Genomic DNA, 19,465 nt, shown 5'->3' on the forward strand with positions numbered 1-19,465 from the left:
CCGAATTTCAGGCCTTTCTCAATCGTTCGATAACTTTTTCGCGGGAAAAAATTTCGAGGACTGAATCCAAGGACGGTGTTTGCGGTGTTCCCATCACAAGCACTCGTACTGGCATCGCTAACACCGGCATCTTCAATGCGTGTGTCGCGAGGACTTCCTTGATCATAACTGCGATCGAGGCCTTATCCCACGCGACCGTCATCATTTTTTCAGCGAGCGTTGCGATTGCGGGCTTCACTGCATCAGTGATGTGTTGCGCACGATCGGCTTCGGTCACGTTGATGTCCGCATAGAACGCAGCAGCCCAGTCGGCGAGCGCAACCGTGGTCTCGCAACGGTCCTTGAACAGCGCGCAGATCGCAGGCAAGCGCTCGTCCGCAACGATGCCTCGCTTCTGCAACTGTGCTGCAACGAGCGGTGCGAGCTCATCACCACTCTTCGCCTTGATGTACTGCGCGTTGACCCACGCGAGCTTGGCCGCATCCCACTGCGCGGGGCTCTTCGACAGATGCGAACCATCGAACCAGCTCACCATCTGCTCGCGCGTGAAGAGCTCGTCGTCGCCATGACTCCAGCCAAGGCGCGCGAGGTAGTTGAGCATCGCTTCGGGCAGGTAGCCGTTGTCTTCATAGGCAGTGACGCTCACTGCGCCACGACGCTTCGAGAGCTTCTGCCCGTCGTCGCCAAGAATCACCGGCACATGGCCGAACTCGGGCAGCGATGCACCAAGCGCGCGGAAGATGTTGATCTGCCACGGCGTGTTGTTGATGTGCTCGTCGCCGCGGAACACGTGCGTGATGTTCATGTCCCAGTCGTCGACCACCACCGCGAAGTTGTAGGTCGGCACACCATCAGGCCGCAGGATGATGAGGTCGTCGATCTCGCGGTTGTTGATGGTGATCTCGCCCTTCACGAGGTCGTTCCACGTGACGTCGCCTTCGGGCGGATTGCAGAAGCGCACCACCGGCGGCACGCCTTCGGGTACGGGCGGCAGCACCTTGCCCGGCTCGGGACGCCAGCGGCGGTCGTACAGCGTCTTCTCGCCGCGCGCGCGTTGCGCCTCGCGCATCTCGTCGAGCTCGGCCGGCGTGCAGTAGCAGTAGTAGGCCGTACCGGCCGCCAGCATCTGCGCGATCACTTCGCGATAGCGCTCCAGGCGCTGCATCTGGTAGATCGGGCCTTCGTCGTATTCGAGGCCGAGCCAGTGCATCGACGCGAGGATCTGGTCCGTCGAGTCCTGCGTGGAACGGGCCACGTCGGTGTCCTCGATGCGCAGCACGAACTCGCCGCCATAGTGGCGCGCATAGGCCCACGAGTAGAGGGCCGTGCGTGCCGTGCCCAGATGAAGAAAACCCGTGGGGGATGGTGCGATGCGGGTGCGTACTTTGCCGGTCATTTCGTTATCGTGAATACAGGGTGCTCAGGCCGCGCGTGATGTCGGCCTTGATGTCTTCGGCATGCTCGAGGCCGACCGCGAGGCGGATCAGCCCCTGGCCGATGCCGGCGGCCTGGCGCTGCGCCTCGGTCAGGCGGCCGTGCGAGGTGGTGCCCGGATGCGTGATGATGGTCTTCACGTCGCCAAGGTTGGTCGCGAGGCTCACCACGCGCGTGCTGTTCATGACGTGGAAGGCATTGGCGCGCGCCGTCTCGGGCGAATCGCCGACCACGTCGAACGACACGACCGCCCCGCCCTGCCCCGACTGCTGCTGCATGGCCAGTTCGTGCTGCGCGTGCGAAGCGAGCCCGGGGTAGTACACGCGTGCAACGCCGGGCTGCTTCTCGAGCCACTGAGCGATGTCCATCGCGTTCGCGCAATGCGCCTTCATGCGAATGCCGAGCGTCTCGATGCCCTTGAGCACGACCCACGCATTGAACGGCGCCAGCGCCATGCCGGCCGTACGCACGATGGGTCCGAACACGTCGACGATGAGCTTCGAAGGACCGCAGATCGCGCCCGCCATCACGCGGCCCTGGCCGTCGAGGTGCTTGGTGCCCGAGTGGATGACGAGGTCAGCGCCCAGCGCCGCCGGACGCTGCAGGATCGGCGTGCAGAAGCAGTTGTCGACCGCCAGCAGCGCGCCCGCCGCATGCGCCACATCGGCCAGCGCTCGAATGTCGCAGACCTCGGTAAGCGGATTGGTCGGCGTCTCGGCGAACAGCAGCTTGGTGTTGGGCTTAACGGCCGCGCGCCATTCGGCGACGTCGGTCTGCGACACGAAAGTGGTCTCGACGCCGAACTTGGCGAACTCCTTGCCGAAAAGGTTCAGCGTGGAGCCGAACACCGAGCGCGAACAGACCACATGGTCGCCGGCCTTCAGCAGGCCCATGCACATCATGAGGATCGCGCCCATGCCGGTCGACGCGCCGATCGCCGCTTCGGTGCCCTCGAGCGCCGCGATGCGCTGCTCGAAGCTGGTCACGGTCGGGTTTGAGGTGCGCGAATAGGTGAAGCCCGGCTCGGTGCCCGCGAAGCGGCGCATCGAGGTCTCAGCGTCGGGCTGCACGAAGCCGCTGGTCAGGAAGAGCGCGTCGGAATGCTCGCCGTACTGGCTCGGCGCGAGGCCGGTGCGCAGCGCGAGCGTGTCGGGATGCAACCCCGGCGGCAGTGTTCGTTCGTCGTCGGTCACTTCGTCTGCTCTCACTCGCTGTGATTGGGAAGCGCGAGGCGCGAGGAATCCTCTTCGGTCTCTTCGATGCGGGGACGGTTGCCGTTCATGCGGGAGATGGCGTCGGTGTCGATGTCGCCGGTCACGTACACGCCGTCGAAGCACGATGCGTCGAAGCCGTCGAGCTTGGCGTTGAGCGAGCCGATGGCGCGCTTCATGGCGTCGACGTCCTGGTAGATCAGCGCGTCGCAGCCGATCAGTTCGCGGATTTCTTCGACAGTGCGGTCGTGCGCCACCAGCTCGTCCTTGGTCGGCATGTCGATGCCATAGACGTTGGGGTAGCGCACCGGCGGCGCGGCGCTGGCGAGGTAGACCTTGCGGGCGCCGGCATCGCGCGCCATCTGCACGATTTCGCGGCTGGTGGTGCCGCGCACGATGGAGTCGTCGACCAGCAGCACGTTGCGGCCCTTGAACTCGCTGCCGATCACGTTGAGCTTCTGGCGCACCGACTTCTTGCGCACGCCCTGCCCCGGCATGATGAAGGTGCGGCCGACGTAGCGGTTCTTCACGAAGCCTTCGCGGTACGGTACGCCCAGCAGGTGCGCGAGCTGCGTGGCGCTCGGGCGGCTCGACTCGGGAATCGGGATGATCACGTCGATCTGGTTCGGCGGCACGGTCGACACCACGCGCTTGGCCAGCGTCTCGCCCAGGTTCAGGCGCGCCTGGTAGACCGAGATGCCGTCGAGCACCGAGTCCGGACGCGCGAGGTAGACGAATTCGAAGATGCAGGGGTTGAGCGTCGGCGACTCGGCGCACTGCATCGAATGCACATTGCCCTCGAGGTCGATGAACACGGCCTCGCCGGGGTTGATGTTGCGCTCGAAGGTATGGCCCGAGCCTTCCAGTGCGACCGATTCGCTCGCCACCATCACGGTGCCGTCGGCGCTGCGGCCCATGCACAGCGGGCGGATGCCGTACGGATCGCGGAAGGCCAGCAGGCCGTGGCCGGCGATGAGCGACACCACGGCGTACGAGCCGCGCAGGCGCTTGTGCATGCTCTTGACCGCGGCGAACACCTCGGCCGGATGCAGCGGCACACCACGAGACGCGCGCTCGAGTTCGTGGGCCAGCACGTTGAGCAGCACTTCGGAGTCGCTCTCGGTATTGGTGTGGCGATGGTCGGTGGAGAACAGCTCCGAACGCAGCGCATGCGCGTTGGTCAGGTTGCCGTTGTGCACGAGCACGATGCCGAAGGGCGCGTTCACGTAGAAAGGCTGGGCCTCTTCCTCGCTGTAGGCGTTGCCGGCGGTCGGGTAGCGCACCTGGCCCAGGCCCACGCTGCCGGGCAGCGCGCGCATGTTGCGCGTGCGGAACACGTCGCGGACCATGCCCTTGGCCTTGTGCATGAAGAACTTGCGTTCCTGCAGGGTGACGATGCCTGCGGCGTCCTGACCGCGGTGCTGCAGGAGCAGCAGCGCGTCATAGAGCAGCTGATTGACGGGTGCGTTGCTGACAACGCCGACGATTCCACACATGAACTATTCCTCTCAGGGCAGGTAGCTTGCCAACTTTTCAGGCAGCGAGGGCTTGAGGCCCTGCAATGCCGCATCGAGAACAATGGCGCTGCGCGATTCGTGCCACCAGGCACTGTCGCTCAACACCAGCAAATGGACAACGACGGCGAACACGAGCAGGGCCACCACGCCCCGCGCCGCGCCGAACGCCGCTCCCAGAATCCGGTCCACCGGCCGCAGACCCACGACCGTGATCAACTTTCGCGTGAGCGCTGCCACCAGCCCCACGCCGAACACCACCGCCACGAACACCAGCACGAAGGCCAGCGGGTAGCGCCACGCCCCCTGCGGGTCGCCGAACGGCAGCCATGCCGCCACGCCCGACGCCAGCCACTGGGCTGCGATGAAGGCGGCCACCCATCCGATCAGCGAAATCACTTCGAACACCAGCCCGCGCATCAGGCCGAAAAGCATCGACACCCCGATGAGCGCGACGGCGATCCAGTCGAACAAGGCCACGGCAACGGCGACAGCGGGCGACGGCCCTTACAACGTGAGGATCGCGGCCGACAAAGACAAGCCCTTGACCTTCTCGGCAGCGCGGTCGGCCTCGGCACGCGAGCCGAAGGGGCCGACACGCACACGCGTGCGCTCACCGTCGGCTGTCTTGGCCACGTGCACATAAGTCTTGAGACCGGCCTTCTCGAGCTTCTGGCGCACTTCGCGCGCCTTGTCGGCATCGGCGAAGGCGCCGACCTGCACCACGAAGCGGCCGCCCTCGTCGGCTGCGGCAGGCTTGGCCGCGGCAGCGGTGAGGGGCTTGCCTTCGAGCAGCGCGCGGGCCCGGGCGCCGTCGTCCGCGGCGGCGGGCTTGGGTTTCGCTTCGGGCTTGGGTTCCGGCTTCGGCTTGGCCTCGGGCTTGGATTCCGGCTTGTGTTCGGGTTTCGCTTCCGGTTTCGGCTCCGGTTTGGGCTCGGGCTTCGGCTTCGGTTCGGGCTTGGGTTCCACGGCCGCGACGGGCGGCGTGGCGGGCAAGGGCTTGCCGGGGTCGATCACGGTGCCGTCGGCAGTCTCGGTGATCATGCCGCCGGAAGACGACGAGGCAACGCGCGAGCTGCCGCTGTTGTCGGGCGCGGCCGGCGAGGTGGTTGCGGCAGGCGCCGGCGTGGCGGGCACCGGCAGCGGCTTGACCTTGTTGCGATCGGGAATCTCGATGGGAATGTCGACCGACACGGGCCGCGGCTGGGTATCGAACAGCAGCGGGAAGCCGATCACGCCCAGCAGCACCAGCACCGCTGCGCCGAGCAGCCGGTGGCGCGCACGCCGACGCATGGTTTCGACACTTTCCGCCGGGACGGCTGCCGGGGCGCCTCGTCCTTCGTTGCCTTGCTGGCCGCGCGTGCGGAACTTGAAAAACGCCATGAAGTTCGATCCCTGAAGGAGTGCAGCGAGGTTGCGCCAGAAGGTGTGTGCGGCCCGACGGTCAGCCGCCCGGCGACAGGTGTTTGGCTTGCAGCCGGGGGGTGCCGTTTTCGAGCACGCCACCCACGGTGAAGAACGATCCGAAGACCACAATTCTATCAGCGGCCCCTGCCTGCCCGATGGCCGCGCCCAGCGCTTCCATGGGGCTCGCGTGCACGCTGCCCGAGGCATCGGTGCGCTTGTTCTGCGCCTGCCAGGCTGCCAGCAGATCGGCCGCCTTGGCGGCGCGCGGCGTTGGCAGGTCGGTGAAGTACCAGCGGTCGATCAGCGGGCCGATGCGCGCCAGGATGGGCGCGAGATCCTTGTCCGCCATCACGCCGAACACGCCGTGCGTGGTCGGGTAGAAGCCCATCGCGTCGAGGTTCTCGGCCAGCGCGGCCACGGCGTGCGCGTTGTGCGCCACGTCGAGCACCAGCGCCGGCTCGCCCGGCACGATCTGGAAGCGCCCCGGCAGCTCGACCATCGCGAAGCCGTTGCGCACGGCCTGCGCCGTGACCGGCAGCTGCGGCCGCAGCGCCTCGAGCGCCGCCAGCACGCCGGCCGCATTGATGAGCTGGTTGGCGCCGCGCAGGGCCGGATAGGCCAGCCCGCTGTAGCGCCGCCCGCGGCCCGACCAGCCCCACTGCTGCTTGTCGCCCGAGACGTTGAAGTCGGTTCCGAAGCGCCAGAGGTCGGCGCCGATGGCGTTGGCGTGGTCGACCACGCTCTGCGGCGGCACCGGGTCGCTCACGACCACCGGCTTGCCCGGGCGCATGATCCCGGCCTTCTCGAAGCCGATGCTCTCGCGGTCGGGGCCGAGGTATTCCATGTGGTCAAGGTCGATGCTGGTGATGACGGCGCAGTCGGTGTCGATGATGTTGACCGCGTCGAGCCGGCCGCCCAGGCCGACCTCGAGGATCGCCACGTCGGGCTTCTGCTCGATCATGCAGTGCAGGATGCCGAGCGTGGTGAATTCGAAATAGGTCAGGGGCATCTCGCCGCGCGCCTTTTCCACCACCTCGAAGCTTGCTATCAGTTTGGAAGCATCAACCGCCTCGCCCAGGAGCCGCAGCCGCTCCTCGAAGCGCACCAGGTGCGGCGAGGTGAACACCGCCGTGCGGTAGCCCGCGTGCGTCAGGATCGATTCGAGCATGGCGCAGGTCGAGCCCTTGCCGTTGGTGCCCGCCACCGTGATGACGGGGCAGCCGAAACGCAGGCCGAGGCGCTGCGCCATTTCCTTGGCGCGCTCGAGTCCGAGCTCGATGTTCTTGGGATGGAGTCGCTCGGCGCGCTCGAGCCAGTCGTTCAGGGTTTCCATGGAGGCGGGCATTGTCGCCGACCCGTCGGCCGGGGCATCATCGCGGCCATGACAACCCTCTACGGCATTCCGAATTGCGACACCGTCAAGCGCGCCCGCGCCTGGCTCGACGAACACGGCGTGGACTACGCCTTCCACGATTTCAAGAAACAGGGCGTTCCCGAGGCCGAGCTCGACCAGTGGCTCAAGAAGCCCGGCTGGGAGGCCCTGGTCAACCGCAAGGGAACCACCTGGCGCAAGCTGGACGACGCCACCCGCGAAGGCGTGGTCGACGCGGCCTCCGCCCGTGCCGTGCTGCTGGCCAACCCCAGCCTGATCAAGCGGCCGGTGGTCAACTGGGGCCCGAAAAAGCCCGTTACGACGGGATTCGACGCCGAAGCCTGGGCTGTCAACGCCGTGTAAATCCTGGAACCCCGGCCTGCCGCCCGGCGTCGAACCTCGATCCGCAGGAGAGACACACCATGAACAATCGCACTTTTCGCACTCTCGCAGGCATTTCGGTCGCCGGCATGCTGGCTGCCGGCACCGGCCTCGTTCATGCACAGCAGAACCAGGTGGTCCAGGCTCGGGTGATCTCCGCCACCCCGATCCGCGAAACGACCGGCAGCGACGTCAACTACAACGTCACGTACGAATACAACGGACGCCAGTACACCACCCGCATGAACACCCGGCCGGGCGCGACCATCCCGATCCAGGCCAGCGCTTATGGCGTGACGGGTGTGACGACCTCCCCGGTGGTGCCCCAATCGCAGCTGCAGGCGTACCCGGTCGAAGCCAACAGCGGCGGCTATGCCCCGCAGTCCGGCGGCTCGCCGTGGGACAACGTGGTGCCCGAGCCCGGCGTCGTCGTCTCCAACGCCCCGGCACCGGTCTACCAGCCGGCGCCCGTGTACGCCGCTCCCGTGTACAGCGCCCCGGTCTACGTGGAACCGGCCTACACGTACCCCTATGCCTACCCGTACGCCTACCCGCCGGTCGGCATCTCGCTGAACCTCGGGTACTCGCGCGGCTGGGGCGGCGGCTACTACCGCGGCGGCTGGGGCTATCGCGGCTGGCACCGCTGATTCGCCGGCCGGCGGCCCGAGCCGCCCGAACCCCTAAAATCGAGGACTTTTCCAACCCTTGACGGGTGCGCCGCTGGTGCGGTGCGTCCTCGATTCGCCGGCTGCCAACCCGCCGGCGCCACCCAATGACGACGACTACCGACACTCTGAACAGCGCCGCAGTGGCCACCAAGGCCAATGTGTATTTCGACGGCAAGTGCGTGAGCCACAGCCTCACCCTGGCAGACGGCACGAAGAAATCGGTCGGCGTGATCCTGCCGTCCACCCTCACCTTCAATACCGGCGCCCCCGAGATCATGGAAGGCACCGCCGGCAGCTGCGAATACCAGCTCGCGGGCTCCGACGAATGGGTCGCCTCGGGCCCCGGCCAGAAGTTCAACGTGCCCAGCAACTCGAGCTTCAAGATCCGCGTGACGGGCGAGCCCTACAGCTACATCTGCCATTTTGGGTAAACCCCCAGGCTTCGCGCACTTCGTGTCGCTTCTCCAACCCCCTTGCAGGGGGCGATACCAGTGGCCCGGCAAAGCCGGTTCCACGGTATCCACGGCACAGAGCCGCGCCACGAATGTCATGAACCATTGAACCGCGCCACCACCAACGGAACTCCCATCATGTCGACCATCCTCCAAAACGTTCCCGCCGGCCAGAAGGTCGGCATCGCCTTCTCCGGCGGCCTGGACACCAGCGCGGCGCTCCACTGGATGCGCAACAAGGGCGCCATTCCCTACGCCTACACCGCCAACCTCGGCCAGCCCGACGAGCCCGACTACGACGAGATTCCCCGCAAGGCGATGCTCTACGGCGCCGAGAACGCCCGCCTGATCGACTGCCGCGCGCAGCTGGCCAACGAAGGCATCGCCGCCCTGCAGGCCGGCGCCTTCCACGTCACCACCGCTGGCGTCACCTACTTCAACACCACGCCGCTGGGCCGCGCCGTCACCGGCACGATGCTGGTGTCGGCCATGAAGGAAGACGACGTTCACATCTGGGGCGACGGCAGCACCTACAAGGGCAACGATATCGAGCGCTTCTACCGCTACGGCCTGCTGACCAACCCCGCTCTCAAGATCTACAAGCCCTGGCTCGACCAGGTCTTCATCGACGAGCTGGGCGGCCGCGCCGAGATGTCGGCGTTCATGCAGAAGGCCGGCTTCGCCTACAAGATGTCGGCCGAGAAGGCCTACTCGACCGACTCCAACATGCTCGGCGCGACGCACGAGGCGAAGGACCTGGAGCACCTGAACAGCGGCATCACCATCGTGCAGCCGATCATGGGCGTGGCCTTCTGGAAGGACGAAGTCGAAGTCAAGCGCGAGACCGTGTCGGTGCGCTTCGAGGAAGGCGTGCCCGTCGCGCTGAACGGCGTGCGCTACTCGAACCTGGTCGACCTGATCCTCGAGGCCAACCGCATCGGCGGCCGCCACGGCCTGGGCATGAGCGACCAGATCGAGAACCGCATCATCGAGGCCAAGAGCCGCGGCATCTACGAGGCCCCCGGCCTGGCGCTGCTGTTCATCGCCTACGAGCGCCTGGTCACCGGCATCCACAACGAGGACACGATCGAGCAGTACCGCGAGAACGGTCGCAAGCTCGGCCGCCTGCTCTACCAGGGCCGCTGGTTCGACCCGCAGGCCATCATGCTGCGCGAGACGGCCCAGCGCTGGGTGGCGCGCGCCATCACCGGCGAAGTGACGGTCGAGCTGCGCCGCGGCAACGACTACTCGATCATGAACACCGAGTCGGCCAACCTCACGTACAAGCCCGAGCGCCTGAGCATGGAGAAGGTCGAAGGCGCGTTCACGCCGCTGGACCGCATCGGCCAGCTGACGATGCGCAACCTCGACATCGCCGACACGCGCGAGAAGCTGGGCATCTACACGCAGGTCGGCCTGCTGTCGCCGAACGAAGGCGCGGCGCTGCCGAAGCTGGCCAACGACGGCGACGCGAGCTGATCGACCTCCCTCTGCCTCCCGCGCGAGGCAGAAACGACAACGGGCCCCTCGGGGCCCGTTTTTCATTGCCATTGCAGGCGCACTGCGATGTCAGTCCCCGCCGCCTCCGCCGCAGCCACCGCCACATCCGCCACCGCCGTCGGACGAACCGCCATCGCTGGAGCCGCCATCGCCGCTGCTCGACGACTCGCTGCCGCCAAACCCGCCGGCATCGCCGGCGCTGCCGCCATCCGACGAAGACGACTCGCCGAAGCTGGTTCCGCAGTGGGCGTCCGAGCCGATGTGCCGCTCCACCGCACGGCAGTCGGGCACGTAGTGAAAGCCGCCAGCAATGGCGAACTTGATGTCCAGCGCGAACAGCAATGGCAGGCGCCCCGGCTTGCGCGGATCGATGCTCTCCTCCTTGCAGGCCCAGTACCAGGTGCGGCGCAGGCCGTCGTTGCGCCGGGCGTCCCTGCCCAGCACCTCGGCCGGGCTGTGGTGCAGCATGCCGCCGAAGGCCGCCTTGCACCAGTTCTGGTAGCCCTGCGTGTGCAGGATGAACTCGTGCCAGGCCGTGTCGACCACCTTCGAGGGCATCGCCACGAACTTGCGGTCGCTGCGCAGGTGCGCCATGAAGAACTGGCGCAGGCCGCGCAGCACCAGTTCGGCGTCGCGCCGGCTGAGCTGCGGATGCGCCTCGCAGAGCTTGCCGATCAGGAAGGGCGGCAGCCGGGCCTCGCGGATGAACTGGCGCCGCAGGCTGTTCTCGAGGAACTTGAGCACCGCCGCGAACAGCAGCGCGAACACGATCACCGCCACCATCGAGCCCCAGCGCCGCGTTCCGAGGAAGAGCGCCAGCAGTGCGACGAGCGGCACGGCCCGTCGGGCCCATACCAGTGCGCCAATGCGGCGGCGGAAATTCAGGTGGAGGAAGTCGAGATCCATGCTGGCGCCGGCGTCAGCTCAGACGACCACCGGCTCCGGCTCCAGCCGGATGCCGAAACGCTCGTACACGCTGGTCTGGATGGCCTTGGCAAGGGTCATCACCTCGCCGCCCGTCACCGGGTTCTCGCGGCCGCCGCGATTGACCAGCACCAGCGCCTGCCGCTCGTAGACACCGGCGTTGCCCACCGACTTGCCCTTCCAGCCGCACGCGTCGATGAGCCAGCCGGCAGCCAGCTTGATGCTGCCGTCGTCCATCGGGTAGTGAACGATCTTCGGGTCGCGCGCGATGATGTCGGCGCACTGTTCCGGCGTGACGGTCGGGTTCTTGAAGAAGCTGCCGGCATTGCCCAGCACGCGCCAGTCGGGCAGCTTGGCCCGGCGGATGGCGCAGATCCAGTCGAAGATGTCCTGCGCGCTCGGCGTGAAGTTGCCGGTTTCCTCCATCTTCCGCTCGAGATCGAGGTAACCGACCACGGGTTTCCAGGGCTTGGGCAGGCGAAAGCGCACCCGGGTGATCACCGCCCTGCCCGCCAGCCCGAAATCGTTCGGGCCGCTGCGCACGTGCTTGAAGACCGAGTCGCGGTAGCCGAAGGCGCATTGGGCGGCATCGAGGGTGAAGCTGCGGCCGGTTTCGAGGTCGAAGGCGTCGAGCGAATCGAAGCGGTCCTGCAGCTCGACCCCGTAGGCGCCGATGTTCTGCACTGGCGAGCCGCCCACCGTGCCCGGAATGAGCGCCAGGTTTTCCAGCCCCGGGTAGCCGTTGCGCACCATCCACTCGACGGCGTCGTGCCAGGTTTCGCCGGCGCCGGCTTCCACGATCCAGGCGCGCGGTGTTTCCTCGAGCAGCCGCAGGCCCTTGATCTCGACCTTCAGCACCAGCGATTTCACGTCGCCCGTCAGCACGATGTTGCTGCCGCCGCCCAGCACGAAAAGGGGCGCGTCGCGCCATGCCGGATCGGCATGCAGCGCGGCCAGGTCAGCCTCGCCGGCAATGCGCGCCAGGTTCTGCGCGCGCGCGACGATGCCGAAGCTGTTGTAGGGCTGCAGCGGGACGTTGGACTCCACGATCATGGGAGAATTGTCTCATCTGCACCCGTGAAGAATTCAGGAGAGAGTCCATGCCGTCCTTCGATACCGTCTGCGAGCCCAACCTTCCCGAGGTGAAGAACGCAGTCGAGAACACCGCCAAGGAAATCGCAACGCGCTTCGATTTCAAGGGCACGGCCGCCGCCGTCGAGCTCAAGGACAAGGAAATCACCATGATCGGCGACGCCGAGTTCCAGCTCGTCCAGGTCGAGGACATCCTTCGCAACAAGCTCACCAAGCGCAGCGTCGACGTGCGCTTCCTCGACAAGGGCGACGTCCAGAAGATGGGCGGCGACAAGGTCAAGCAGGTCATCAAGGTCAAGAGCGGCATCGAGAGCGACCAGGCCAAGAAGATCACCCGCATCGTCAAGGACAGCAAGCTCAAGGTCCAGGCCGCGATCCAGGGCGACGCGGTGCGCATCACCGGCGCCAAGCGCGACGACCTGCAGGCGGCCATGGCACTGATCAAGAAGGACGTGCCGGACATGCCCCTCACGTTCAACAACTTCAGGGATTGACGCCCCCCCCAGGCTTGCCCACTTCGTGTGGCCGCCAACCCCCTCGCCGGGGGCAATACCGGCGGCCCGGCGGAGCCGGTTCCGCGGTATTCCTGGTCTATTCACGCCGAACAACCGGCACTTGGAGTAGCAAGCCTCGTATGAAAAAACTCGTCGTCGCAGCGCAGCTCTTCATTGCCGCTGCCGTGGCGCACGCGGCCGGCTCGGTCACCCTGACCGGCAGCATCGGCAGCCGCGCGATCCTGATCGTGAACGGCAACCCGCCCAAGACGGTGGCTGTTGGCGAGAGCTACCAGGGCGTGAAGCTGGTGTCGCTGCAGGCGGACCAGGCCGTGGTCGAGCTGGAGGGCAAGCGCGTCAACCTGCGCATGGACACGCCGGTCAGCATCGGCGGCGGAGGCGGCTCTGGCGGAGGCGGAAACCGCGTGGTTCTGTCGGCCGACAGCCGCGGGCACTTCATGACGCAGGGCTCAATCAACGGCCGGCCGGTCACCTTCATGCTCGACACGGGCGCGACGGCCATCGCGCTGTCGGCCGACGACGCCCAGCGCATCGGTCTGGACTACAGCAAGGGCCAGCGCGTCCTGATGAACACCGCCAACGGCACGGCCACCGGCTACAAGCTGCGCCTGCAGTCGGTGCGCGTGGGCGACGTGGAGGTGTACGACATCGACGCCATCGTCTCGCAGCAGGCCATGCCCTTCGTGCTGCTGGGCAACAGCTTCATCAACCGCTTCTCGATGCGTCGCGACGCGGACCAGATGGTCCTCGAAAAGCGGTATTGATTGCTCGCCCCCAGGCTGCGCGCACTGCGTGCGCTTCGCCAACCCCCTACCGGGGGCGGGCCGGCCGCTTCGGGCGGCCGTGCGCAGCGGCCCTCGCGAAAAGAACCCTGTCGGATCAGGCCTGGGCGGCCGTCACCACGATCTCGATCTTGTAGGCTGCGTTGGCCATCTTGGCCTGCACGGTGGCGCGCGGCGGCGTGTTGCCGGCCGGGATCCATGCGTCCCACACTTCGTTCATCGCGGTGATGTCGTTGATGTCGGCCAGGAAGATCTGCGTCATGAGAATGCGCGACTTGTCGCTGCCGGCCTCGGCCAGCAGGCGGTCGACCATGCCGAGCACCTGCGTGGTCTGGCCGCGGATGTCCTGGGTGGTGTCGTCGGGCACCTGGCCCGCGAGGTAGATGGTGCCGTTGTGCACGGCCGTCTCCGAGAGACGCGGGCCGACGTGGTAGCGGGTGATGGAAGCCATGGACGTGTTCTTTCTTCGGTTCAGGTTGGTTTCTTCTTGGAGCCGAGCTTCGACTCCGTGCCGGCGGCGAGCCGGCGGATGTTCTCGCGGTGCCGCCAGATCAGCAGCAGACTCATGACGATGATCGCGACCAGCGCCGTGCGGTCCAGAGGCCATGCGATGCCGCCGCCGATCAGGTAGTAGGCCGGTGCGAAGAAGGCAGCCACCAGCGACGACAGCGACGAATAGCGGAAGAAGATCGCGATGATCAGCCAGGTGGCGCCGGTGGCCAGCCCGAGCCAGGGCGCGACGCCCACCAGCACGCCGGCGGCCGTGGCCACGCCCTTGCCGCCCTGGAAGCCGAAGAAGACCGGGTAGAGGTGGCCGAGGAACGCAGCCACGCCGGCCACCGCGGCAACGCCCCCGCCCAGCCCCCATTGGGCGCCGAACTGGTGGATGAGAAACACCGGCACCCAGCCCTTGAGTGCGTCGAGCAGCAGCGTGGCGAGCGCCGCGCCCTTGTTGCCGGAGCGCAGCACGTTGGTGGCGCCGGGGTTCTTGCTGCCGTAGCTGCGCGGGTCGGCCATGCCGAGCGCCTTGCTGACGATGACGGCGAAGGAAAGCGAGCCGATCAGGTACGACGCCACGATGGCAATGATGGAAGGCAAGGTGAAGCTCAAGACGGCACTCCGCGGGGATGGTTGTTGTTCTGTGTTCGGCGTATCGGGCGATCTACGCCCCGGGCGGCGATTGGATCACGACGTACTGCTTGCGGAATTCGAAGCCGCGGTCGGGCCATTGCGCCGCATAGGCGCGCAGGGCATCGGCGCCGGCGGGCCAGTCCTCGCCGTTGATGCGGCAGTCGGCCTGCACCTCGCCCTCGGCGTCGCGCGCGGCATAGAGCCGCACGCCATAGAGGCCGTCCGACTCGATCTGCGGCTTGAAGGCGTCCCAGGTGTTGGTGAACAGGCAGCAGGGGCAGAACGGATGTTCTTCCTCTTCCGTGGCTTCCTTCGCATGCTGGTGCGCCACCGGTCCGAAGAGCACGCGCCGCTCGCGAGCCGGCTGCCCCTCGCCCTCCTCCGCGCTCCAGTTCATCTGCATCGAGGTGCAGTGGCTCAGGCCGGCCGCATCGGCCGAAAGCGCGTCGAGGAACACGACCAGGTCGACCTGCGCCCAGAGATCGAAGCCCCGGGTCAGCGAGGCCGCGATGTCGGCGCCGAGGGAATGCTGGAACTCGAAGAGTCCCTGCGGCAGCAGCTCGGCATGCGCCACCTCGATCGTGCTGCTGGTGCGCACGCTGCCGTCGGAGTTGGCCCAGTAGCTGGTGATCTGCGGCCACAGCCACAGGCCGCTGTCGGGCAGCCGCAGCCAGCCTTCGCGCTCGCGCACCGGCGCGTGGCCGCGTGCTTCCAGCGTTTCGAGCAGCAGGTCGGTGAGGTCGAAGACCTCGGTCCAGTCCTTCTTGCCGTCGTTGAACTCGACCTCGAAGGACGGCCCGCCGCCCTCGTTGGCCGGACAGAGCGGAGGAAAGAAACCGGAGTTGGAAGACGGTGATGTCGCCATGGCGGCGGCTATTCTGCCAGCGCGCATTGCACGGGCTTCGCGCCCAGCAGCGCCACGCACACCTGCGGATCGATGCCGATCAGGTAGCCGCGCCGCCCGCCGTTGAGCACGATGCGCGGCAGTTCCAGGATGCTCGACTCCACGTACACCGGCATCTCGCGCCGCGTGCCGAAGGGCGAAGTGCCGCCCACCATGTAGCCGCTGTGCCGCTGCGCCACCTCGGGCTTGCAGGGCTCGACCGACTTGGCGCCGATCTGCCGCGCGAGGTTCTTGGTCGACACCGTGCGGTTGCCGTGCATCAGCACGATCAGCGGCCTGGCGTCCTGGTCCTGCATCACCAGCGTCTTGATGACGGTGAATGGGTCCAGCCCCAGCATCTCGGCGCCGCGCTGCGCGCCGCCGTGCTCGACGTACTCGTAGGGATGCTCGGTGAACGCGATCTTGTGCGCGCGCAGCAGCTGGGTGGCGGGTGTCTCGGAGGTGTGGGTGCTCTTCTTGGCCATCTCGGCGGCCGCCCGGTTGCAAGGCGGCTTCAGGAATGCTTCAGGAAATTTATTGTTTTACGATAAAAACTTGCCGTATTGCATTGAATACCGGCTCACTCATGCAGCATACGCCAGCCTCGGCCGCCACGCCCTCGTTCTACCTGAAGCGCCACGCGCAGGTCGTGCAGGCGCTCGTTCTGGCCGGGGCCGCCCTGCTGCTCGTGCAACCCGTGCTGCTGCTCGCGGCCAGCGACTGGCTCGACGTCTTCGGCATCGGCAGCTTCCTCGGCCTGCCCAGCCTGCCGACCAACGCGGCGGGCCGCTGGCGCACCGCGTCGGTCAGCCTGCTGCCGGTAGGCGGCGGCCTCTATGCGCTGCTGCATCTGTGGCGACTGTTCGGCGAATACGGCCGTGGCCGCGTCTTCGGCGCCACGGCGCAGGATGCGCTGGTCCGCTTTGCCTGGGCCGTGCTGCTGCTGGCCCTGCTGCTCCCGCTGGCGCGCGGGCTGATGACCGTCGCGCTCAGCATCGGCAATCCGCCGGGCCAGCGATTCCTGGCGATCAGCATCGCTTGGTTCGACTGCCTGCACATCCTGTTCGGCGCCGTGCTCGTGGCCATCGCCCGGGTCATGGCCGAGGCGCGCCGCCTGGCCGACGACAACGCAGGCTTCGTCTGACCCCGCCATGCCCATTGTCGTGAACCTCGATGTGATGCTCGCCCGCCGCAAGATGCGCTCGCGCGAACTGGCCGAGCGCGTCGGCATCACCGAACAGAACCTGTCGCTGCTCAAGAGCGGCAAGGTGCGCGGCGTGCGCTTCGACACGCTGGAGCGCATCTGCGAGGCGCTGCAGTGCCAGCCCGGCGACCTGCTCGAGTGGCAGCCGCCGCCCGGCGACTGATGCGCCGCCCCGCATTGCCGGCGCTCGTGCTGGCCGTGGCCGCGACGCACGCGGTCGCGCTATGGCTGCTGGTGATCGCCACCAGGCCGAACGCAAGCAGTGCCCCGCGTTCGGCCAAGCGCGTCGTGATGGAACTGGTGCAGGTCGTGCCCGAGGTGAAGATCGAACCTCCGGCAGCACGCGCTCCGACCGCGCCGTCGCCACGTGCCGGCGCTGTCCGCACGCCCAGGCCCGTGCGCAGCAACGTGATCGCCACGCCCAACGCTTCGTCGGCAGCTCCCGAATCGCCGCAGGCCACGAGCCACGCACCGCCCCCGCCGCTGATCCTCCACTCGGAAAGCACCCGCCGCGCCCTGCGCGACATCGGCCGTGAACGCTCCTTCGCCGACCGGGCCGGCCAGAACCTCAACGGCGACTCGCGCTCAGCCTTCGATTCCCGGCTGAGCGCGGGCGTCTCGGGCGCCGGTCGCGGCGATTGCATGAAGGGCCAGTTCAAGGGCAGCAACATGGGCCTGCTGAGCCTGCCCGCACTCGCCCTGGCCGCGGCGAACGGCGAATGCGCCCGCTGAATCAGGCGGCCGGGTCGCGGATTTCCCAGCGGATCTTGTCGATCTCCGCAAGAACTTCCGGCGACAACGTGGTGCCGTACGCGTCCAGGTCTTCTTCCAGCTGCGCCAGCGAGGTCACGCCGATGATCGTGCTCGCCACCTGCCACTTCGTGTAGCAGAAGGCCAACGCCAGCTGCGTCGGCGTCAGGCCGTTGTCGCGCGCGAGCTGGTTGTAGCGCTTGGCGGCGCGCAGCGAATCGGGGCGGCCCCAGCGCTGCTTGCGCACCGATTCGTAGCTCGAGATGCGCGCACCCTTCGGCGCGTCCGGGCCCTCGATGCCGCTCTGGTCGTACTTGCCGGTCAGCAGGCCGAAGGCCAGCGGCGAATACGCCAGCAGCGACACGCCCAGGCGGTGCATCGTCTCGTCCAGCCCGTTCTCGTAGCCGCGGCTGATGAGGCTGTAGACGTTCTGCACCGTCGCCACGCGCGGCAGCCCGTGCTGCTCTGCCAGCCGCACGAACTCGTGCACGCCGTAGGGCGTTTCGTTCGACAGGCCGATGGCACGCACCTTGCCCGCCTTCACCAGCTTGCCCAGCGCCTCCAGCTGCTCGTGGATCGGCGTCTTCGAGGTTTCCTTCGCCGGGTCGTAGTAGATGTTGCCGAAGAGGGGCACATGGCGCTCGGGCCAGTGGATCTGGTAGAGATCGATGACGTCGGTGCGCAGCCGCTTCAGGCTGGCGTTGCACGAGGCTTCGATGTCCGCAGCCGTCATGCCGCTGCCTTCACGCACCCAGGGCATGCCGCGCGAGGGGCCGGCCACCTTGGTCGCGACCACCAGCTTCTCGCGCGCGCCGGGATTGGCGGCGAACCAGTTGCCGATGATGGTCTCGGTGACGCTGTAGGTTTCCTTGCGCGTGGGCACCGAGTACATCTCGGCGGTGTCGATGAAGTCGACGCCCCGCTCCAGCGAGCGGCTCAGGATGGCATGGGAGGTGGGCTCGTCGACCTGTTCGCCGAAGGTCATCGTGCCGAGGCAGATCGGGGTGACGTGCAGGTCGCTTTGACCGAGTTGGATCTTTTTCATGCGCGGGATGCTACCGCCCCGGTCCGCAGCCCGCAGACGGCCCCGCCAAAACCCGAGCGCCGCGCCCCCGGGCACTGTCCTGTGCCGGACTGCGTCAGTACAAAGGCCTCCTTATCATCGACGCCCATGTACCAAGCCCTCCGCCCCTCCCGCAGCGAATTCGTGCCCGTGCGCAACCTCAGCTACCACGTGCGGCTGTGGGGCCAGCCTTCCGACGCGCGCCCGCCGCTGGTGCTGGTGCACGGCTGGATGGACGTGGCGGCGTCGTGGCAGTTCGTGGTCGACGCGATGGAGGAAGACCGCTTCATCATCGCCCCCGACTGGCGAGGCTTCGGCCTCACCGACGGCGGCGGCGTCGACAACTACTGGCTCGCCGACTACCTGGCGGACCTCGAATGGCTGCTCGACCACTACGTCGGCGAGGGCGAGAACAGCCGGCAGGTAGACCTCGTCGGCCACAGCATGGGCGGCAACGTCGCCATGCACTACGCCGGCGTGCGGCCGCAGCGCATCCGCCGCCTCGTCAACCTCGAAGGCTTCGGCATGCCCGCGCGCAAGCCCGACGAAGCCCCCGCGCGCTACGGCCAGTGGATCGACGAACTCAAGCGCCTGCACCGCGGCGAGATGGCGCTGGCCGGCTACTCGGCCGTGGACGGCGTGGCCCGCCGCCTCATGAAGACCAACCCGCGCCTCACGCCCGACAAGGCCGCCTGGCTCGCCAGCCACTGGTCGGTGAACCACGCGCAGCCCGACGGCAGCGAGCGTTGGCAGATCCTCGGCGAGGCGGCGCACAAGATCGTCAACGCACACATCTTCCGCGTCGATGAGACGCTGGCGCTCTATTCGCGCATCACCGCGCCGCTGCTGATGGTCGAAGCCTCCGACGACAGCCTGCACGGCTGGTGGAAGAACCGCTACACACTCGACGAATTCCGCGAGCGGCTGAAGTCGGTCGGCAACGCTCGCATCGAGCGGCTCGCGGATGCGGGACACATGCTTCATCACGACCAGCCACGGATCGTCGCGCGGATGATCGAAGAGTTCATCGCCTGAAGAAGCCGGCCGCGGCCCGGTACTCCCCCTACTCCCTTTTTCTTCCACGCGCGGCGCGACATCGCGGCCGGCGCGGCTGCTCGGCCTCTTGGCCTGCTACTTGCAAAGAAAGCCTCACGCCGCTTCGTTGGCACAACGATGAGGCAG

The 19,465-nt window shown here is 67.2% G+C and carries 23 protein-coding genes; 10 read left to right on the forward strand and 13 right to left on the reverse strand.

Annotated features, from left to right (window positions below):
• Positions 1-7: 7 nt before the first annotated feature.
• The 6 genes from gltX to folC form a co-directional block, all read right to left on the reverse strand.
• Complete coding sequence (gene gltX / locus ABL840_RS28155; RefSeq protein ID WP_093305241.1) at positions 8-1,396, reverse strand: glutamate--tRNA ligase; 1,389 nt, start codon at positions 1,394-1,396, stop codon at positions 8-10.
• A 4-nt stretch (positions 1,397-1,400) separates the two neighbouring features.
• Positions 1,401-2,627, reverse strand: coding sequence for an O-succinylhomoserine sulfhydrylase (locus tag ABL840_RS28160; RefSeq protein WP_093305243.1), 1,227 nt, complete (start codon positions 2,625-2,627; stop codon positions 1,401-1,403).
• An 11-nt stretch (positions 2,628-2,638) separates the two neighbouring features.
• Entirely contained in the window at positions 2,639-4,141 is a 1,503-nt protein-coding gene (purF, locus tag ABL840_RS28165) for an amidophosphoribosyltransferase (protein WP_093305244.1), read from the reverse strand.
• A gap of 12 nt (positions 4,142-4,153) precedes the next feature.
• A complete protein-coding gene (locus ABL840_RS28170; protein ID WP_093305245.1) occupies positions 4,154-4,639 on the reverse strand; it encodes a CvpA family protein in 486 nt (161 codons plus the stop codon).
• Between the two features lie 27 nt (positions 4,640-4,666).
• The gene (locus ABL840_RS28175) at positions 4,667-5,542 is read right to left on the reverse strand and encodes an SPOR domain-containing protein (RefSeq protein WP_093200353.1); all 876 of its coding nucleotides are present in this window, start codon (positions 5,540-5,542) and stop codon (positions 4,667-4,669) included.
• Between the two features lie 61 nt (positions 5,543-5,603).
• On the reverse strand, positions 5,604-6,911 hold the full coding sequence (gene folC, locus ABL840_RS28180; protein ID WP_093305247.1) for a bifunctional tetrahydrofolate synthase/dihydrofolate synthase: 1,308 nt from the start codon (positions 6,909-6,911) through the stop codon (positions 5,604-5,606).
• A gap of 36 nt (positions 6,912-6,947) precedes the next feature.
• Here folC and ABL840_RS28185 point away from each other — a divergent pair, with 36 nt between their 5' ends.
• From ABL840_RS28185 to argG, 4 genes are all read left to right on the forward strand, one after another.
• Entirely contained in the window at positions 6,948-7,301 is a 354-nt protein-coding gene (locus ABL840_RS28185) for an ArsC family reductase (protein WP_093305249.1), read from the forward strand.
• Positions 7,302-7,360: 59 nt separating this feature from the next.
• Complete coding sequence (locus ABL840_RS28190; protein WP_093305251.1) at positions 7,361-7,966, forward strand: hypothetical protein; 606 nt, start codon at positions 7,361-7,363, stop codon at positions 7,964-7,966.
• Positions 7,967-8,091: 125 nt separating this feature from the next.
• Positions 8,092-8,418 carry a pyrimidine/purine nucleoside phosphorylase gene (locus ABL840_RS28195; protein WP_093305253.1) on the forward strand — a complete coding sequence of 109 codons (327 nt, stop codon included), beginning with the start codon at positions 8,092-8,094 and terminating at the stop codon, positions 8,416-8,418.
• Between the two features lie 159 nt (positions 8,419-8,577).
• Entirely contained in the window at positions 8,578-9,918 is a 1,341-nt protein-coding gene (gene argG, locus ABL840_RS28200) for an argininosuccinate synthase (RefSeq protein WP_093200338.1), read from the forward strand.
• Positions 9,919-10,008: 90 nt separating this feature from the next.
• On the opposite strand, the gene ABL840_RS28205 is transcribed toward argG, so the two are convergent.
• Entirely contained in the window at positions 10,009-10,845 is an 837-nt protein-coding gene (locus tag ABL840_RS28205) for a glycine-rich domain-containing protein (RefSeq protein WP_093200335.1), read from the reverse strand.
• 18 nt (positions 10,846-10,863) lie between these two features.
• On the reverse strand, positions 10,864-11,916 hold the full coding sequence (murB, locus tag ABL840_RS28210; protein WP_093305254.1) for a UDP-N-acetylmuramate dehydrogenase: 1,053 nt from the start codon (positions 11,914-11,916) through the stop codon (positions 10,864-10,866).
• Between the two features lie 47 nt (positions 11,917-11,963).
• Between murB and ABL840_RS28215 the strand changes: the two genes are divergently transcribed.
• Positions 11,964-12,449 (forward strand): YajQ family cyclic di-GMP-binding protein, encoded by a 486-nt coding sequence (locus tag ABL840_RS28215; RefSeq protein ID WP_093200329.1) that lies wholly within the window; start codon positions 11,964-11,966, stop codon positions 12,447-12,449.
• A gap of 140 nt (positions 12,450-12,589) precedes the next feature.
• The gene (locus ABL840_RS28220; protein ID WP_093200326.1) at positions 12,590-13,234 is read left to right on the forward strand and encodes a retropepsin-like aspartic protease family protein; all 645 of its coding nucleotides are present in this window, start codon (positions 12,590-12,592) and stop codon (positions 13,232-13,234) included.
• Between the two features lie 115 nt (positions 13,235-13,349).
• Here the strand turns inward: ABL840_RS28220 and ABL840_RS28225 are convergent, their stop codons facing one another.
• Genes ABL840_RS28225 through ABL840_RS28240 form a run of 4 tightly spaced genes read right to left on the reverse strand, consistent with a single transcriptional unit; the run spans position 13,350 to position 15,751 of the window.
• On the reverse strand, positions 13,350-13,703 hold the full coding sequence (locus ABL840_RS28225) for a RidA family protein (protein ID WP_093200323.1): 354 nt from the start codon (positions 13,701-13,703) through the stop codon (positions 13,350-13,352).
• A 20-nt stretch (positions 13,704-13,723) separates the two neighbouring features.
• On the reverse strand, positions 13,724-14,362 hold the full coding sequence (gene plsY / locus ABL840_RS28230) for a glycerol-3-phosphate 1-O-acyltransferase PlsY (protein ID WP_093200320.1): 639 nt from the start codon (positions 14,360-14,362) through the stop codon (positions 13,724-13,726).
• Positions 14,363-14,414: 52 nt separating this feature from the next.
• Entirely contained in the window at positions 14,415-15,248 is an 834-nt protein-coding gene (locus tag ABL840_RS28235) for a DUF6348 family protein (RefSeq protein ID WP_093305256.1), read from the reverse strand.
• A gap of 8 nt (positions 15,249-15,256) precedes the next feature.
• The gene (locus ABL840_RS28240; protein WP_093200314.1) at positions 15,257-15,751 is read right to left on the reverse strand and encodes an aminoacyl-tRNA deacylase; all 495 of its coding nucleotides are present in this window, start codon (positions 15,749-15,751) and stop codon (positions 15,257-15,259) included.
• Between the two features lie 101 nt (positions 15,752-15,852).
• Between ABL840_RS28240 and ABL840_RS28245 the strand changes: the two genes are divergently transcribed.
• From ABL840_RS28245 to ABL840_RS28255, 3 genes are read left to right on the forward strand one after another with little or no spacing between them, the layout of a single operon-like run.
• Positions 15,853-16,410 (forward strand): DUF2975 domain-containing protein, encoded by a 558-nt coding sequence (locus ABL840_RS28245; protein ID WP_093305258.1) that lies wholly within the window; start codon positions 15,853-15,855, stop codon positions 16,408-16,410.
• 7 nt (positions 16,411-16,417) lie between these two features.
• A complete protein-coding gene (locus tag ABL840_RS28250; RefSeq protein ID WP_093305260.1) occupies positions 16,418-16,633 on the forward strand; it encodes a helix-turn-helix domain-containing protein in 216 nt (71 codons plus the stop codon).
• Positions 16,609-17,202 (forward strand): hypothetical protein, encoded by a 594-nt coding sequence (locus ABL840_RS28255; protein WP_143042973.1) that lies wholly within the window; start codon positions 16,609-16,611, stop codon positions 17,200-17,202. Before ABL840_RS28250 ends, ABL840_RS28255 begins: the two co-directional genes overlap by 25 nt.
• Position 17,203: 1 nt before the next feature.
• On the opposite strand, the gene ABL840_RS28260 is transcribed toward ABL840_RS28255, so the two are convergent.
• Positions 17,204-18,265, reverse strand: a complete 1,062-nt coding sequence (locus ABL840_RS28260) for an aldo/keto reductase (protein ID WP_093305264.1) — start codon at positions 18,263-18,265, stop codon at positions 17,204-17,206.
• A gap of 126 nt (positions 18,266-18,391) precedes the next feature.
• Between ABL840_RS28260 and ABL840_RS28265 the strand changes: the two genes are divergently transcribed.
• On the forward strand, positions 18,392-19,318 hold the full coding sequence (locus tag ABL840_RS28265; RefSeq protein ID WP_093305266.1) for an alpha/beta fold hydrolase: 927 nt from the start codon (positions 18,392-18,394) through the stop codon (positions 19,316-19,318).
• The last annotated feature ends 147 nt before the right edge of the window (positions 19,319-19,465 follow it).

This window comes from Variovorax sp. NFACC27 (genome assembly GCF_048301545.1).
Classification (GTDB): Bacteria; Pseudomonadota; Gammaproteobacteria; order Burkholderiales; family Burkholderiaceae_C; genus Variovorax; species Variovorax gossypii.

Bases quoted from the DNA above. Each gene is read 5' to 3' on its own strand.
- ABL840_RS28195 (WP_093305253.1), top strand. From the start codon at position 8,092: ATGACGACGACTACCGACACTCTGAACAGCGCCGCAGTGGCCACCAAG.
- ABL840_RS28235 (WP_093305256.1), bottom strand. From the start codon at position 15,248: ATGGCGACATCACCGTCTTCCAACTCCGGTTTCTTTCCTCCGCTCTGT.
- ABL840_RS28205 (WP_093200335.1), bottom strand. From the start codon at position 10,845: ATGGATCTCGACTTCCTCCACCTGAATTTCCGCCGCCGCATTGGCGCA.
- ABL840_RS28215 (WP_093200329.1), top strand. From the start codon at position 11,964: ATGCCGTCCTTCGATACCGTCTGCGAGCCCAACCTTCCCGAGGTGAAG.
- purF (WP_093305244.1), bottom strand. From the start codon at position 4,141: ATGTGTGGAATCGTCGGCGTTGTCAGCAACGCACCCGTCAATCAGCTG.
- ABL840_RS28245 (WP_093305258.1), top strand. From the start codon at position 15,853: ATGCAGCATACGCCAGCCTCGGCCGCCACGCCCTCGTTCTACCTGAAG.
- ABL840_RS28265 (WP_093305266.1), top strand. From the start codon at position 18,392: ATGTACCAAGCCCTCCGCCCCTCCCGCAGCGAATTCGTGCCCGTGCGC.
- ABL840_RS28250 (WP_093305260.1), top strand. From the start codon at position 16,418: ATGCCCATTGTCGTGAACCTCGATGTGATGCTCGCCCGCCGCAAGATG.
- ABL840_RS28225 (WP_093200323.1), bottom strand. From the start codon at position 13,703: ATGGCTTCCATCACCCGCTACCACGTCGGCCCGCGTCTCTCGGAGACG.
- ABL840_RS28185 (WP_093305249.1), top strand. From the start codon at position 6,948: ATGACAACCCTCTACGGCATTCCGAATTGCGACACCGTCAAGCGCGCC.
- argG (WP_093200338.1), top strand. From the start codon at position 8,578: ATGTCGACCATCCTCCAAAACGTTCCCGCCGGCCAGAAGGTCGGCATC.
- ABL840_RS28175 (WP_093200353.1), bottom strand. From the start codon at position 5,542: ATGGCGTTTTTCAAGTTCCGCACGCGCGGCCAGCAAGGCAACGAAGGA.
- gltX (WP_093305241.1), bottom strand. From the start codon at position 1,396: ATGACCGGCAAAGTACGCACCCGCATCGCACCATCCCCCACGGGTTTT.
- ABL840_RS28190 (WP_093305251.1), top strand. From the start codon at position 7,361: ATGAACAATCGCACTTTTCGCACTCTCGCAGGCATTTCGGTCGCCGGC.
- folC (WP_093305247.1), bottom strand. From the start codon at position 6,911: ATGCCCGCCTCCATGGAAACCCTGAACGACTGGCTCGAGCGCGCCGAG.
- ABL840_RS28240 (WP_093200314.1), bottom strand. From the start codon at position 15,751: ATGGCCAAGAAGAGCACCCACACCTCCGAGACACCCGCCACCCAGCTG.
- murB (WP_093305254.1), bottom strand. From the start codon at position 11,916: ATGATCGTGGAGTCCAACGTCCCGCTGCAGCCCTACAACAGCTTCGGC.
- ABL840_RS28220 (WP_093200326.1), top strand. From the start codon at position 12,590: ATGAAAAAACTCGTCGTCGCAGCGCAGCTCTTCATTGCCGCTGCCGTG.
- ABL840_RS28260 (WP_093305264.1), bottom strand. From the start codon at position 18,265: ATGAAAAAGATCCAACTCGGTCAAAGCGACCTGCACGTCACCCCGATC.